This is a genomic window from Rhodococcus sp. H29-C3 (genome assembly GCF_030063405.1).
In the GTDB taxonomy this organism is placed as follows: domain Bacteria; phylum Actinomycetota; class Actinomycetes; order Mycobacteriales; family Mycobacteriaceae; genus Rhodococcoides.
This window is the reverse complement of sequence record NZ_JASITC010000030.1, coordinates 1-15,902: the sequence shown is the minus strand read 5'-3', so window position 1 is coordinate 15,902 and position 15,902 is coordinate 1. Positions and strand designations below refer to the sequence as shown.

The window sequence follows — 15,902 nt, the reverse complement described above, 5'->3', positions numbered from 1 at the left end:
CAACACCCGAGCCAACCGCGAGGACCGCGAATCCAACACCCGATAGGAGATCTCAGCAGACCCACACACCAACGCCGACGATTCTGGGCTCCGCTCCACCGCCGCCGTCAACAAATCCGGCAGAAGAATCGGTGACACACCCGGCCCACTCGACATGGTCGTCAAGCGGGCTCGTTCGGATGTCTCCAGAATATCGATCGAACCGATCTTCGTGTCGACCTCGTCCATTCGCTCCATGACCCGCGAGAATCGTTGCGCCAGAGCCTTCACGGACTCTTCGTCGATCACATCGCGTCGATATTTGAATCGCACCTGCATCTGAGTGTCCACAGTCGTCACCAGTGTCAACGGGTAATGACTTCCATCGGAAGTGTGTACCCCGCGTAAGCGGAGTCCATCGATGGAGCCGCTCTCGGCAATTGCCTCGCGGTCGATCGGGTACGACTCGAATACGACCAGCGTGTCGAACTTGGCGCCGTCACCTGCAGCTTCCACGATCTCGGTCAGACCTGTGTAGTGATGATCGAGCAGGTCCGCCTGCTCGGCCTGCAACGTCGACAAATGCTGCATTACAGTGGTTTTGGGATCGACGGACACCCTTACCGGGACGGTGTTGATGAACAAACCGACCATCGTTTCGACTCCGGGCAGCTCCGCGGGTCGGCCCGATACGGTCGCGCCGAACACGACGTCACGACGAGCAAGCAAGCGGCTGGAGACAAGTCCCCAAGATGCTTGAACCATAGTATTCAACGTGACACCGATTTCGGACGCAGCACTCGACAATCGCGTCGTGCTCTCCTCCGAGAGGGTCAACGCATACTCGCCCATACCGACGCCGTCGCCTCCACTTGCACCGGCAAACAACAGAGTCGGTTCCGAGACTCCGACAAGTGCCTGCTTCCAGGCTTCGACAGACGCCGCACGATCACGCTGAACCAGCCATGAGAGGTAGTTTCGGTATGGCCTGGCTCGCGGGAGGTGTTCGGACTCGGCGCCCATAGCGTAAAGAACGATCAGCTCCTGCATGAGCAGTGGCATAGACCAACCATCCAGCAGTACATGATGATTGGTCACAACAAGCGTTGCGGTGGTGCCCTCCGGCTCACTGTGGCGGTGTATCAGAGTGAATCGCAGTAGCGGCGGTGCGGCCAGGTCGAAACGTCGGAGCTTGTCTTCCGCCATGATGCGGTCCGCACGCGCGGCTACCGCGTCCAGCGGCTCGGCGGTGAGGTCGATCTCTGTCCATTCCGGAGCGAGCCCGTCGACGACGATCTGAACCGGGGTCCCTGATTCGTCTTCGACGAAAGCGGTTCGCAGGTTCGGATGTCGCTCGAGTAGGGTCCGTGCGGCCGAATGAAGGCGCTCGGCATCGACCTGTCCACCTAGGTCCAGCGAGATCTGGACCGTGTAAGCGTCTGCACTGATGCTGTCGTCAAGCCCCCCGAGGAAGTACATCCCGGCCTGCAGCGGGGTCAACGGCCAGACGTCGGTGACCGTTCTGTACCCCGCCTCCCAGCGCGCTATGTCTGCACTCGAAGTTCGGACGAGGTCGAAGTCGGATGGGGTATGTCCACCGACGGCGTCCGACCGGGAGTAGTCGTCGAGCAATCCGAGTGCGCCGACCCATAGATCAGTGAGGTGTCGAACATCGTCGGCAGCGAGCAATCCGGAGGGGAAAGCGATCGATCCACTGAGACGATCTCCGATCACGACCGAGTTGATGTCCAGCGTCGCCATCGCGGGCATAGTCGGCTCCGGATCCCCCGCGAGATCGCCGAGGTCACCGGCCGGGAGCCACCCGATTCCATTGAACTCGGTCGGTACGGTTTCCTGTCCGACCCGTCCCAGATAGTTGAAGACGATCTGGCCCACACTCTGGGATGCCAATCGCGCGGCCGACTCGGGATTCAGATATCGAAGTTGACCGAAACCGATTCCGCGATCGGGTACTGCCCGCAAAGCCTCCTTGACGAGCTTGATAGCTCTGCCGAGGTGTGGTCCACCGGCCAATGCATCGTCGAGGTCGATCTCGTCGAGATCGAATCGCACGGGATAGATGCTCGTGAACCATCCCACGGTGCGCGAGAGATCGGCGCCGGGCACAGCTTCTTCTTCACGGCCATGTCCCTCGAACCGAATCAGCGCAGATCGATCGTCTGCTCCACCGCGCTCCCGCCGCCACTGACTCAAAGCCACCATGAACGTGGCGAGCAGCCCGTCGTTCACGCTTCCGTGGAACAGTCTGGGGATTGTCGTGAGCACTGCATCGGTGACGCTGGCCGGTACCTCGAATTCGACCCGGTCGACGCTCGAGGCGACATCCACAGTGGAATCGAACGGCCGTGATCCAAGGATTGCATCAGGTCCGGACAGTACCGAATCCCAGTAGTCGAGTTCGTTCCGACGCTTGTCCGATTCCGCTTCGTCACGTAGCCCATGTGCCCAACGACGGAATGATGTTCCGACCGGCTCCAAGGCTGGGGCCTGACCACTCGACACTGCGATCCACGCCTTTACCAGGTCGGGGACGAAAATTCGCCACGAGACTCCGTCGACCACGAGGTGATGTGCTACGACCACGAGCCGACCTGTTCCGGAAGCTCGACCTTCGACGGATATCGGATCGAGCCACACGAACTGCAGCACGACACCGTTCCACGGATCGAGCCTGTCCATGGCCCGATTCGTCTCGATCAGTGCCAATTCTCGTAGGTCGTCCGGACCCACTGCCTCGTCGACTTCGACCCGGTGGAGCAAGGTGGCCACGTCGACCGAGCCACGTTCTGCAACATACTGGATCGATCCGAGCTCAGCACTCTCGACCAGCGAGGATCGCAGGACGTCATGATGGTCGACGACGGCCTGAATCGTAGCTGTTACCCCACCAGCGTCGATGCCCAATGGCAGTTCGAGAACTAGATTTTGAGTGTATCGACCTAATTCTGTGCCTCGCTCGAGCATCTGCGCCACAATCGGAGTGGCCGGGACCGGACCGACGCCACCGCCCGGCATCTCGTCCAAGGCCACGGGTGCATCCACCCCGTCCACGACCGTGGCGTTCTCCGCGATCGCAGCTACTGTCTTATGTTCGAATATCTTTCGGGCGGTTATCGACAGTCCACGACTCTTCACCCGTGACACGACTTGAATCGACATGATGCTGTCACCACCGAGTGCGAAGAACGAGTCGTCGACTCCCACTCGCTCGACGCCGAGAACATCCGCGAAGACTTCACCGACGATTCGCTCGGCATCGGTCCGAGGCGCCTGAAAGTCGTTGCGGCGCGCTACCGGGGCCGGCAAGGCACGACGATCGAGCTTGCCGTTGACGGTCAACGGAATCGAATCGAGAATTACGAACGCAGCAGGCACCATGTACTCGGGCACTGCGGCGGAGACCTGACTACGCAGATCGTCGTCGTCGATCACCGCACCGTTACCGGGAACTACGTACGCCACCAGTCGAGCAGTGCCCGGAATGTCCTCGCGTGCCACGACTGCGACCTGCGCGACTCGATCCAGTTCGAGAATCACCGATTCGATCTCACCGAGTTCGATCCGAAAGCCACGAATCTTCACTTGGTCGTCGGCACGGCCGACGAACTCCAATTCGCCGGCAGCGTTCCATCTGGCAACATCACCGGATCGGTACAGGCGCACACCACTGGCGGAGAACGGGTCTGCGATGAAGCGTGTCGCCGTGAGCGAGTGCTTTCCGAGATAGCCCCGCGCCAGTTGGCCGCCACCGATGTACAACTCGCCTGCGACCCCGGGTGGGACCGGCGCCAGACGGGTGTCGAGGATGTGGATTCGCAATCCTGGAATAGGGCCCCCCACAACGGAACCCGATGCCGATGCGACGAGCGCCGAGTCCAGTTCACGGTGCGAGACGTGAACTGTCGTCTCGGTGATGCCGTACATGTTCACCAGGCGCGGCGCCCGATCACCGTAGCGGTCGAACCACGGTGTCAGACGACGGAGTTCCAGGGGCTCACCGCCGAATACGATGTACCGCAGAGCGGAGAGTTCCGTCCCACCTTCCATACGGTCGATCTCCGCCAATTGGTGGAATGCCGAGGGCGTCTGATTCAGAACCGTTACGTTCTCCCGGATGAGCAATCGACGGAAGAGGTCCGGAGAGCGCGAGGTGAAGTAGTCGACTACGACGAGAGTTCCACCGTGCAGCAATGGACCCCACAGTTCCCACACCGAGAAATCGAAGGCGTACGAGTGAAACAGCGTCCAGGTATCGGCCGAATCGAACGAGAACAAGCCATCTGTTCCATCGAGCAACCGGCCGACTGCGTCATGGGATACGGCAACGCCCTTCGGTAATCCGGTCGATCCGGACGTGTAGATCACGTATGCCACATCCGAAGGCCGAAGCGTTGTGGTGCGGTCGTGGTCAGCGAGAGGTCTACCCGACATCGCATTCAGATCCAGGGTGTCGACATCGAGAACAGAAGCGCAATCTCCGAGCCGTGCCTCGCGACCGGACCAGGTGAGAACAACGGCCGGAGCGGAGTCCTCGAGGACGTAATCGATTCTCTCCTGTGGGTACGAAGGATCGATCGGGACGTAGCCTGCGCCCGAGGCAATGACGGCGAGAACTGCGACTACAAGATCGACCGACCGGGGCATGACGACAGCAACGAGAGTTTCCGGGCCGACCCCGTGCGCGATCAGAAGGCGGGCCAGCCGATTTGCTCGCATTGCGAGTTCCTCATAGCTCAACCGCTCGTTCTCGTACACGAGTGCCCGAGCCGTCGGAGCTGTCGATACCTGATCGTCGAATCGAGCAGCCAGGGTCCGATGCTCGGCCTCGGACGCAACCGAGGAACCGGACCACTGCCGCAGCACCAGATCTCGTTCGCCTGGACCGAACACATCGACGTCTCCGACTGCATTCTTCGGCTGAGCAAGAACGCCGCGCATCAGACGCAGAAACCGATCTGCAAAGGAGACGACGGTCTGATGATCGAACAAATCCACGGCATAGGCAAACTGCACAGTCATCCCCGGCGAGGACTCGCCCGCGCCACCCGACTCGAGCACCGTGACCTGAAGATCGAATTTGGCGATCTCGAAATCGAGATCGACAGGAGTGACCGCTAGTTGGGGAAGCTCGAATGTTCGACGCTCCATGTTCTGAAACGCCAACATCACTTGAAAGAGCGGATGCCGCGCCTGCGACCGCTCCGGGTCCACCACGTCGACCACACGCTCGAACGGTATGTCTGCGTGAGCGAACGCTTCGAGGTCGACCTCGCGAGTCGCAGCGAGCAGCGTCGAAAAGTCCGCTCCGAGATCGAGCTCGGTACGAAGCACCAGGGTGTTGACGAACATGCCGATCACGTCGTCGAGAGACGCGTCGCCCCGGCCTGCAACCGGTGTTCCGATTGCGATGTCATCGGTTCCCGACAATCGTGCGAGAAGGACAGCGAGAATCGTGTGCACTGCCATGAAGCGCGACGAATTATTCTCTCGTGCAAGCACGTCGAGAGCTTCGATACTTCGGCCGTCGATGGTGATGGTCACGGTCCGACCGGTATTGCTTGCCACTGTCGGGCGTGGACGATCCTTCGGCAGTTCGATTTCGGTCGCGATGCCGGAAAGCTTTTCGGCCCAGTACGACAATTGGACTTCGGCGAGGGACCCCGGGTCCGTCTCTGCCCCCAATGACGCACGCTGCCACAGCGCATAGTCGGCATACTGAACCGCGAGCGGTGCCCAGTTCGGTGACTCGCCTGATGCTCGCGCAACGTAAGCAGACATCACATCGCGGGCAAGTGGTCCCATCGAGAATCCGTCGGAACTGATGTGGTGAACCACCACTGCGAGTACATGGTCGTCTTCGCCGACCATCAAAAGTTTTGCGCGAAGCGGTATCTCGATCGACACGTCGAAACCTCGCCCGAAGAGCTCGATCAAGCGGTCACCGAGATCGGATTCCGCCACGGTCTCCGGCGCGAGCTCTACGGCCGAGTCTGCACCCGGAAGTATGTTCTGGTAAGGCTGTCCGTCTGTCGACGGATAGACGGTGCGCAGCGACTCATGGCGATCGACCACATCGGCGAGGGCCGTGCACAACGCCATCACATCGAGATCGCCTCGTAGCCGAATGGCAACCGGCAAATTGTAGGCGGCGGAGGAGGAGTCGAGCTGATTGAGAAACCACATGCGTTGCTGCGCAAGCGACAATGGGATGCGTTCGGGCCGCACCTGTCGGGTGAGCTGGGCGCGGGCGCCGCTACCGACGGAACTTTCCAAGCGTGCAGCCAGTGTCTCGACCCCCGACGCCTCGAACAACGATCGCACCGGCACACGCGAGTCGAGAGCCTCGCCGAGTCTGGCAACTACCCGGGTAGCGATCAGTGAGTTGCCACCGAGGCTGAAGAAGTCGTCGTCGAGCCCGACACGATCGATACGGAGTACTTCCGCGAAGGTCGTGGCGACGATCTCTTCGACCGGCGTGGTCGGCGCGCGAAACTCCCGAGTTTCGAAGGTGGGCTCGGGAAGCGCCTTCCGGTCGAGCTTTCCGCTCGAGTTCAGCGGGAAGGCATCCAGGACGACGACTGCCGCCGGGATCATGTAGGTGGGAAGAAGTCGGCCGAGATCGCTCCGAACCTCGACGACGTCCACCGACATACCCGGTCTCGGAACGACGTATGCGACGAGGTGATCGCTCGATGCCACGGTGACGACAAGTACGACGGCTTGGTTGACGGCGGCGTGCGCGAGCAGTGCCGTTTCGATTTCGCCGAGTTCTATTCGCTGGCCACGAAACTTCACCTGGAAGTCGGTGCGTCCGATGTATTCGAGGACGCCCGGCTCACCATTCTTGCTCAGGCGCCACCGAGCGAGGTCCCCCGTCCGATACATACGCGTCCCCGGAGCCCCGGTTGGGTCAGCGACGAATCGGTCGAAGGTCAGATCGGGTCGACCCAGGTAGCCGCGGGCAAGTTGAACTCCGGAGAGATACAGTTCGCCTGCCGTGCCCGCCGGAACGATCCGCAGCCGCGAGTCGAGAACGACTGCTGCCGTGTTCCACTCGGGTCTGCCGATGGGAACGGTGCCGATGTCGGACGTGGTCGACTCCCAATACGTCACCGACACTGCGGCTTCGGTCGGGCCGTACAAGTTGTGTAGACCGGCCGAGGAGATCGCACGAAATGCATTCGCAGTTTCGAGCGGGAAGGCCTCGCCGATCACGAAGACGTGCCTGAGGCTCCTGCAGGAATGTGCCGGGGCGTGCGCTGTGAACGTTGTCAGCATGGAGGGTACGAAGTCGGTGAGCGTGACGGAATGCTCCGCGATGGTATCTGCGATGTACCTCGGATCTCGATGCCCGTCCGGGGTCGCGAGCACGAGCGACGCACCTACCTGGAGAGGGAGGAAGAATCCCCATAGCGACACGTCGAACGTGGTGGCAGTCTTCTGCAGGTATACGTCCGCCGCGGTGAGGTCGTATTCATTTCGCATCCATGCCATTTGGTTGACGACGGCACGATGCGAGACGGCAACACCTTTGGGCTTGCCGGTCGACCCCGAGGTGAAGATGACATAGGCAGTGTTGTCGGGCGTCGATGTAGCGACGCGGTCCGAGTCGGTGATAGGCACGCCGTGCTCACCGGAGTCGATGTCGACTTCGGTGACGTCGAGGATCGCGGCATCGCCGAAGAGTGCACGATCGTGGTCGCCGGCCACGAGCACACACGCGGGATCTGCCGCCTCCACGATGTACCGAACGCGACTTTCGGGGTGGTCCGGATCTACTGGAACGAACGCTGCCCCGGCGCGCAGTACTGCGTAGATACCGACGACCAGATCCAGCGATCGCCGAATTGCGACAGCCACGCGAGCCTCGGGGCCGATTCCGCGAGCGATCAGCACTCGTGCCAGCGAATCGACACGACCGTCGAACTCGCGGTAGGTCAGGGATCGACCTTCGAAGATCACCGCAACTTGGTCAGGGTGACTGACTACACGATCGTCGAATTCCGACAGCAAGTTCGACTCGCCGGTAAGTTCGTGGTGGGTGTCGTTCCAGTCACGCAGCAGCATTCGGCGTTCGGCGTTGCCGAGGAGATCGAGTGCACCGACCTGATCGACTGGATCGGCTGCGATGGCATCCAGAATCCGACAGTACCGACGAGCAAGGGACTGTACAGTCTGCTCGTCGAACAGCGCTGTTGCGTAAGTGATCTGGGCAGCGATAGGACCGCCTTCGCCATGCCTGGTATCGGCACCGGCGAGGGTGAACTGCAGATCGAATTTCGCCAAGGCGCCGTCCATGGGCACCGGTGCGACCGCGAGAGACGGAAGTTCCAGACCTTGTTGTGCCATGTTCTGTAGGAAGATCGCAACCTGGAAGATCGGATGTCGGGAAGGCGATCGCTCAGGGTCGAGAACCTCGACGAGCCGTTCGAAAGGAACGGCGTCGTGGCCGAATGCTTGCAGGTCCGATTCCTGCACCCGAGACAGCAGGTCTACGAATGGCTCGGTCGGGTCCAATCGAGTTCGCAGCGGAAGAGTATTGACGAACATTCCGGCGAGATCGTCGAGTTGCTCGTCCCCGCGACCCGCGATCGGCGCTCCGATGACGACGTCGTCGACGTTGGACAACCGAGCAAGCAGAACAGCCAGCGCCGCGTGGGCGACCATGAAAAAGGTGGCGTTCTTGGACTTGGCGAGTTCGAGGAGTGCTCGGTGCGTGGTGCCGGAAATCTCGAAATCTACGGTGCTACCTGCGCTGGATTGCACCGACGGACGTGGTCGGTCGGTCGGCAGGTCCAGCTGTGACGGAATTCCCTCCAGCTCGGACTTCCAGAACGATTCCTGTACGACGATCTGCGACGTCGGATCGTCGGATGCCCCGAGGACTTCGTGCTGCCACAGCGTGTAGTCCACGTACTGAACCGGCAGCGGCGCCCACGCCGGTTCGATGCCTGCAGCACGAGAGACGTACGCAGTCATCAGGTCTCGCGTCAGCGGAGCCAACGACGCACCGTCGGCGGTGATGTGATGGGTGACGAGCGCGAGCACGTAATCCCCGTCGCCGATTTCCAGCAACTGCGCGCGCAAGGGAACTTCGGTGGTGAGGTCGAACGGAGCCAGGGTCATGGCCTGCAGCACACCGACGATCTCGGAGTCGGCCACAGGAACAGATACGAGCCGGGGAGCGACATCCTCGGCGTCGAGGACGACCTGGTGGCCGTCACCGTTGTTGTCTGGGTAGTACGTTCGCAGTGTCTCGTGTCGGTTCACGACATCGAACACCGCTTGCGACAGGGCCGCCGCGTTCAGCTCGCCCGTCAGTCTCACCGCGAGGGGGAGGTTGTTGATCGCCGATTCCGGCTCCAACCGGTTCATGAACCACATTCGCCGCTGCGCGAGTGACAGCGGGATCGGCTCCGGCCGTGAGCGTGCGGTCAAGGGCGTACGGTGTCCGACATTGTTCTGCGCATCGACCGACTCGGCGAAGCGAACTACCGACGAATAGTCGAACAGCGAGCGAACCGAGACTGTGGTGTCGAGAGCCGCACCGATGCGCGCGACAACTTGGGTCGCGATCAGCGAGTTTCCACCGAGCTCGAAGAAGTCGTCGTCCAGACCGACACGGGGTAGGTCCAGCAACTCGGAGAAGACGCCGGCAACAACGCGTTGCGTCGGGCTCTCGGGTGCGCGGAACTCGCGTGCGAGAAGAACCGGGTCCGGCAATGCGGCTCGGTCCAACTTGCCCACCGGTGTCAGCGGAAGCTCGTCGATCAACACGATCGCCGTCGGGACCATATGCCGCGGGAGTTTGTCGGCGACGAACTGCGTCAGGTCCGCCGTACTCAACGCCACTCCCTCTACCGCGAGGACGTAGGACACAAGCATGGCTGAACCCGCGCCGCCGCCGGACTCTGTTCCTGCGCCCGCTGCGCCGCCGACTCCCTCGCGGGCCACGGTTACCGCGAAATCGACTCCACTGTGTGCCGTCAGTGCAGAATCGATCTCGCCGAGTTCGATACGGAATCCGCGGATCTTGACTTGAAAATCACTGCGTCCGGAGTATTCGAGGACGTTGGAAGAGTGACGCCATCTGACAATGTCTCCGGTGCGATACATCCGCGAACCATCGGTTGCGAACGGGTTTGCGACGAATCGGTCGGCTGTGAGCGCCTCCTTGCCGTGGTAGCCGCGGGCGAGAGCTGGACCCCACAGATACAGCTCCCCCTTGGAGCCCGCAATTGCCGGTCGTAACCGGTCGTCGAGAACAGCCGCCGACATTCCACGGATGGGGCCGCCGATCGACACCGTCGCGCCTGGTTCGAGTGCGCTACTGCACGTAGCCATGATTGTGGCTTCGGTCGGACCGTAACCGTTGAAGAACCTTCGGGGGCCGGACGGCCGGTCCGCGGCCCACTTGCTCACGAGCTCTGGCGGACACGCCTCACCCGCCGAGAGAACCATCTCCAGATCGACCAATCCGGCTGGATCGACCGACGCCAGTGCTGCGGGCGTGATGACCGCGTGCGTGACTCGTTCCTCTCGCAACAGCTCGGCAAGCTCCATTCCTCCGTACACCGAAGGCGGCGCGACAACCATCGTCGACGACGCAGTCACTGCCATGAGCAGTTCGAATACCGATGCGTCGAAGCTGGGTGAGGCGAAGTGCAGGGTTCGCGACGCGCTCGTGAGGGAGTACAGTTCGCGCAACTCGACGGCGAGATCGCTCAGGCCCGCATGGGTCACGACCACACCCTTCGGTACTCCGGTCGAGCCCGAGGTGTAAATCATGTAGCAGCCATGCGTCGCGTGCAGTGGCCGCACGCGGTCGGCTGCCATCACTGGCGAGTCGTCGTTGCCGGCCACCTCGGTCACGGAAGCCTGGTCGTCGAGGACAAGCCAATCGACCGTCGTTGGGAGAGCATCGACGAATTCGGACACGGTCACACCGAAGCGGGCGCCCGAATCGGTAAGCATGTGCTCGATGCGATCGGCAGGATAGTTCGGATCTACGGGCAGGAAGGTGGCGCCCGATTTGGCTATTCCCCACACGGATCGAACGGACGATGCCGACCTCGTCATCGCGACTGCAACGACGTCGTCGGCGCCGAGTCCGCGCCCGATCAGAGCCCGTGCCAGACGACTCGACCACGCATCCACTTCGGCATACGAGAGGTCTGTTCCTTCGAAAGACAGTGCCGAAGCTGACGGATCGGACTCGACCGCAGCGAGCAAGATGTCGGGCAGAAGTGGGATACGCGGTCGTCGGACGCGCGGAGTTCGCCGAGGCCGTGCCGTCGAGCGGGATGTTCCTGGAGAGGTAGTACTGGCCGAGCTGTTCTGGCCGTCGCCACTCATCGAAGCTCGACTTCGACGGGCACGGAAACCGACAACTCAGACTTGAACAAGACTCACCCTTTGATCTCGATCCGAGGACAAGCCGAGTACTCGAAAAGACCGAGTTCCTGCAGTCGCCCCGTACAGGTTTACAACGACAAATCGTCGTCCATGTATACCCCATCGCTTACGACAGGCAGACGTTACCGAGGGCCGTACCGGGCGCGAGGACCGTTATGGCCGGGTAAATCATTCACTCGGATGATTCGCCGGGGTGAGGGCCCATCCCACAAGGACGTGGCCGAAGTCACCTGTTGATCAGCGACCGCCGAGGATCCACTTGTTCAGTATCGGTCCGATCAATCCCAACGAAGTGGACGAGGCCATCTTCCAGTGGGTCGTCTCCACTGGGTAGTTGACCGTGCGTTCTGCGTCGACAGCCGTTTTCCAGCTGGACGCACCCGACTCTCCAGAGGGGTCGTCGAGTTCGGCGGTGAAGTACAGAAGTTCCCCATCGAACCTGCTCGGCCGATATGCCTCCAACAGTTCCGCGGAGTGCCGAATCCCGCCGAAAATGATTTCGATCCGATCTCTGGTCAGCGAGTCGAAGGGCGGCGGCAGGGTCGCAACCAGATCCACCGCGTCTTGAACGTCGAAATCTGCGACCTCGCGGTCGGTATCTCCACCGAACTCACCGACCAGATCACCCATTGTCGGTAGAGCCGTCGTACGACCTTCGGCAGTGCCGACGATCGCATCCATCACGGCGAGCGTCTCGACGCTCTCCCCCAGAGTACGAAGCCGAACCGCAACTGCGTGCGCGATCACACCACCCATCGACCATCCAAGCAGGTGGTAGGGCCCGACCGGCTGAACGGCGCGAATCTCGTGCACGTACAGCTCGGCCCAGTCCTCGATCGAGGTCGGGAGTGCGGCACCGGACAGCGCGGGAGATTGCAGACCATAGACCGGCCGATCGGCATCGAGATGCGGTGCCAATCCTGCGAACGCCCACGCGGTACCGGTGATCGGATGGAAACAGAAGAGCGCGTGGTCTGCGCTTCCCTCACGGAGTGTGACGAGAATGTCGAGTGGTCCACCGGCAACGCCTCCAGCACTCGACGTCGCCGGTTCGCGGTCGATGCGTGCAGCCAGCTCTGCAGGTGTCGAACTTCCGAAGACCCAGGGAAGAGGTACATCGCGACCGACCGCCGATTTCAGCGCCCCCACCATTCGGACGGCGACCATCGAGTTGCCACCCAGATCGAAGAAGTCGTCGTCCACGCCGACGTCCTCGGTGCCCAGAATGTCGGCGAACACCCGTGCAACCAGAGCTTCGGTCTCACTGCTCGGCGCCTTGTAGTGCACCTTGTCGAATACAGGATCGGGAAGGGCCCGACGATCCACCTTGCCGCTCGGATTCAGCGGAAGTCGATCGAGAACGACGACGGCTGCCGGCTTCATGTACGACGGCAAGTCTTGGGCTGCCAGCGCCAGCAGCGAATCTCGATCGATCGATCGACCTGCACCCGGAACGACGTAGGCAACGAGCCGGTGCCCCAGATCTCCGTCCTCACGCGCGATGACGGCTGCCTCGGTCACGTCGGGGTGGGTTCGAAGTACCGACTCGATCTCGCCCAGCTCGATCCGGTAGCCGTGCACCTTCACCTGCTCGTCCGATCGACCGAGATACTCGAGCTCACCATCGCGATTCCATCGGGCGAGATCACCGGTTCTGTACATTCGGGATCCGTTCGGTCCGAACGGATCGGCGACGAAACGCTCGGCAGTCAATGCCGTTCGTGAGGTGTATCCGCGCGCCAGTTGGACGCCGGTGAGGTACAGATCTCCGCCGACTCCTGCCGGAACGAGGTTCATTCGGGAATCCAACACGAGAGTGCCGGTGTTCCACATCGGACGGCCGATCGGCACGCCGCCGACATCTTCCGACACAACCTCGTGACAGGTCACCGACACCGCGGCCTCGGTCGGCCCGTAGAGATTGAAGAGCTTTCCCTCGTTGCCTCGGCGGAACCACTGTGCGAGCCCCGCGGCGAGCTCCTCCCCGATGGCGTAGACGCGCTGGATGGATCGGGGCAGTACACCTTCGGCCTGCATCAGAAGGGTGTTCAGCATCGCCGGCACCACACCGAGGGTCGTCACATTCTCCGAACGCATCAAGCCGAGAAGATATGCAGGATCCGGATGTGATCGGGGAGCGGCGATGACCACCGCGCTTCCTGCAGCGAGCGCACCCCAGTATTCCCACACGGATACATCGAACGTGACCGCGGTGTGTATCAGCACGACATCGTCGGGCCCAGTATGGAAGTTGGCACGCAGCCACTGCAACTGATTGACGATCGCTCGGTGGGAGACCGCCACTCCCTTGGGCTTTCCGGTCGACCCAGAGGTGAAAATAACGTAAGCCGTGTTGTCCGGTCGCACCGGCGCGGGACGCTCGGAGTCGTCGAGTGGCCCGTCGGAGTACTCGGAGGAGTCGATCTCGTCCACCGACACCGTCGGCGCCGTGCTCTGCCAGTTTCCGCTGTCACCCGGACCGGTGACGAGTAGCGCGGGCGCGGCGGTCTCGACGATGTAGGCGTTGCGATCCGCCGGATGCTCACTATCGAGTGGAACGTAAGCGGCACCGGTCTTGACTACCGCATACATAACCACCAACAGGTCGACACCTGGTGGGATCGACAGTGCGACACTCGACTCCGGCCCTATTTCACGATCGATCAGGTATCGAGCCGTCGCGTTGACCCGCGAGTCGAACTGCCGGAACGTCATTCGTTGCCCTTCGGCAACAACAGCTTCGGCGTCCGGGGTTTCGGCCACTCGCGCCTCGTACATCGACATCAAAGTCGACTCACCGACCGGATGCGCCGTCCGATCAGCGGAGAACACCATCGATCGACGTTCGGGCTCGGTCATCAGTGCGATGTCGCCGATCAGCACCAGGGGATTTGCGGCCACGGCGTCGAGGACGCGTACGAATCGATCGAGCATCGATTGCGCCGTACTCTCGTCGAAAAGATCTGTGGCATATGCCAGTTCGATACCGAACACAGAATCGCCACTGCGTGCCGGATTTTCGGTGATAGTGAAGTGCACATCGGACTTGGCAACGTTCGATTCGAATTCGACCGGCCGAACGGCCAGATCCGGAAGCTCGAGCGACTCCTGTGCGATGTTCTGAAACGAAAAGCCGACCTGAAAGAGTGGGCTGTATTCGGAGGATCGTGGTGGATTGATGGCTTCGACGACGCGCTCGAAGGGCACATCCGAATGCGCGAATGCCGCGAGATCCACGTCTCGTACGTCGGCGAGCGCCTCCACGAAGCTGGCACTCGAGTCGACCTGAGTCCTGAGCACGAGGGTGTTGACGAACATGCCGATGAGTCCGTCCAGCGCTTGATCGACACGACCTGCGATGGGAGTACCCACGACGACGTCGCCGGAATTGCTCATCCGACTCAGGAATGCTGCCAAAGCCGTGTGGACGACCATGAACAGTGAGGCCTCGTGCGCGTGCGCGACACTGACGAGAGTTCGGTGTACCTCGTCGGTGAGGGTAGTACGCACTGCCGCGCCTGTAAACGACTGCTGTTCGGGTCGGCGCCGATCGGTAGGCAGGTCCATCACGGGAGCGACTCCGCGTAGGTGCTTCTGCCAGTATGCGATCTGTGTACTGAGCATCGAGTCGGGATCGGACTCGTCGCCGAGCACTTCACGCTGCCACAGAGCGAAGTCGGCGTAGTGCACTGGCAACGGCGACCACTGCGGAGCATGTCCGGCTGCACGAGCCGAATATGCCAGCATGACGTCCCGCACGAGCACGGGGAGAGAGGATCCGTCCGCACTGATGTGATGTACGACGATCACCAACACGTACTCACCGTTGCGATCGCTGCTCGCCTGATCGACGGCATACAGCCTGACGAATACCGGTGGCGCCTCGGTGACGTCGAACTGTCTCGTCACTGCCTCGCGCACACGGGAAGGAACGTCCTCGGGTCGCACTGACACTGGCGTCAGGTCGGGAACGGCGCTCCCCGCAGGCAGAACCGATTGCGAAGGACCGAGCGGCTCGTTCGGGTACAGGGTTCGAAGTACCTCGTGCCGGTCGACGACGTCTGCGACGGCGGTCTGAAGTGCCGCGACGTCGAGAGCTCCCGACAGCCGTACCGCGATCGGGATGTTGTCAACCACCGACGAGGTGTCGAACTGATTGAGGAACCAATACCGTTGCTGCGCAAGGGACAGCGGGATAAGAGAAGGACGTTCGGACATCGTCAGCGGTTGCCGCTGGACGATCTCGGAAGCATCTTGCACCGATGCGGCGAGTGATCCCACGGACGAGCTCTCGAACAGAGTTCGAACCGACACCGCGCGCCCGAGCGCCGAACTCAATCGCGACGCAACCTGCGTTGCAATGAGTGAGTTGCCGCCCAACTCGAAGAAGTCGTCGTCGAGCCCCACCCGATCGACATCGAGCACATCCTCGAACACACTCGCCACCACGGACTCCGACTCCGACACCGGCGCGCGGAACTGGCGCA

At 61.7% G+C, this 15,902-nt stretch carries 2 protein-coding genes; both read right to left on the bottom strand.

Annotated features, from left to right (window positions below; genetic code table 11):
* Positions 1-11,355: non-ribosomal peptide synthetase (locus QMK32_RS24510; RefSeq protein ID WP_283478155.1), on the bottom strand; the 11,355-nt coding region annotated here is incomplete at its 3' end.
* Between the two features lie 297 nt (positions 11,356-11,652).
* Entirely contained in the window at positions 11,653-15,861 is a 4,209-nt protein-coding gene (locus tag QMK32_RS24505) for a non-ribosomal peptide synthetase (protein WP_283478154.1), read from the bottom strand.
* Between the last annotated feature and the right edge of the window lie 41 nt (positions 15,862-15,902).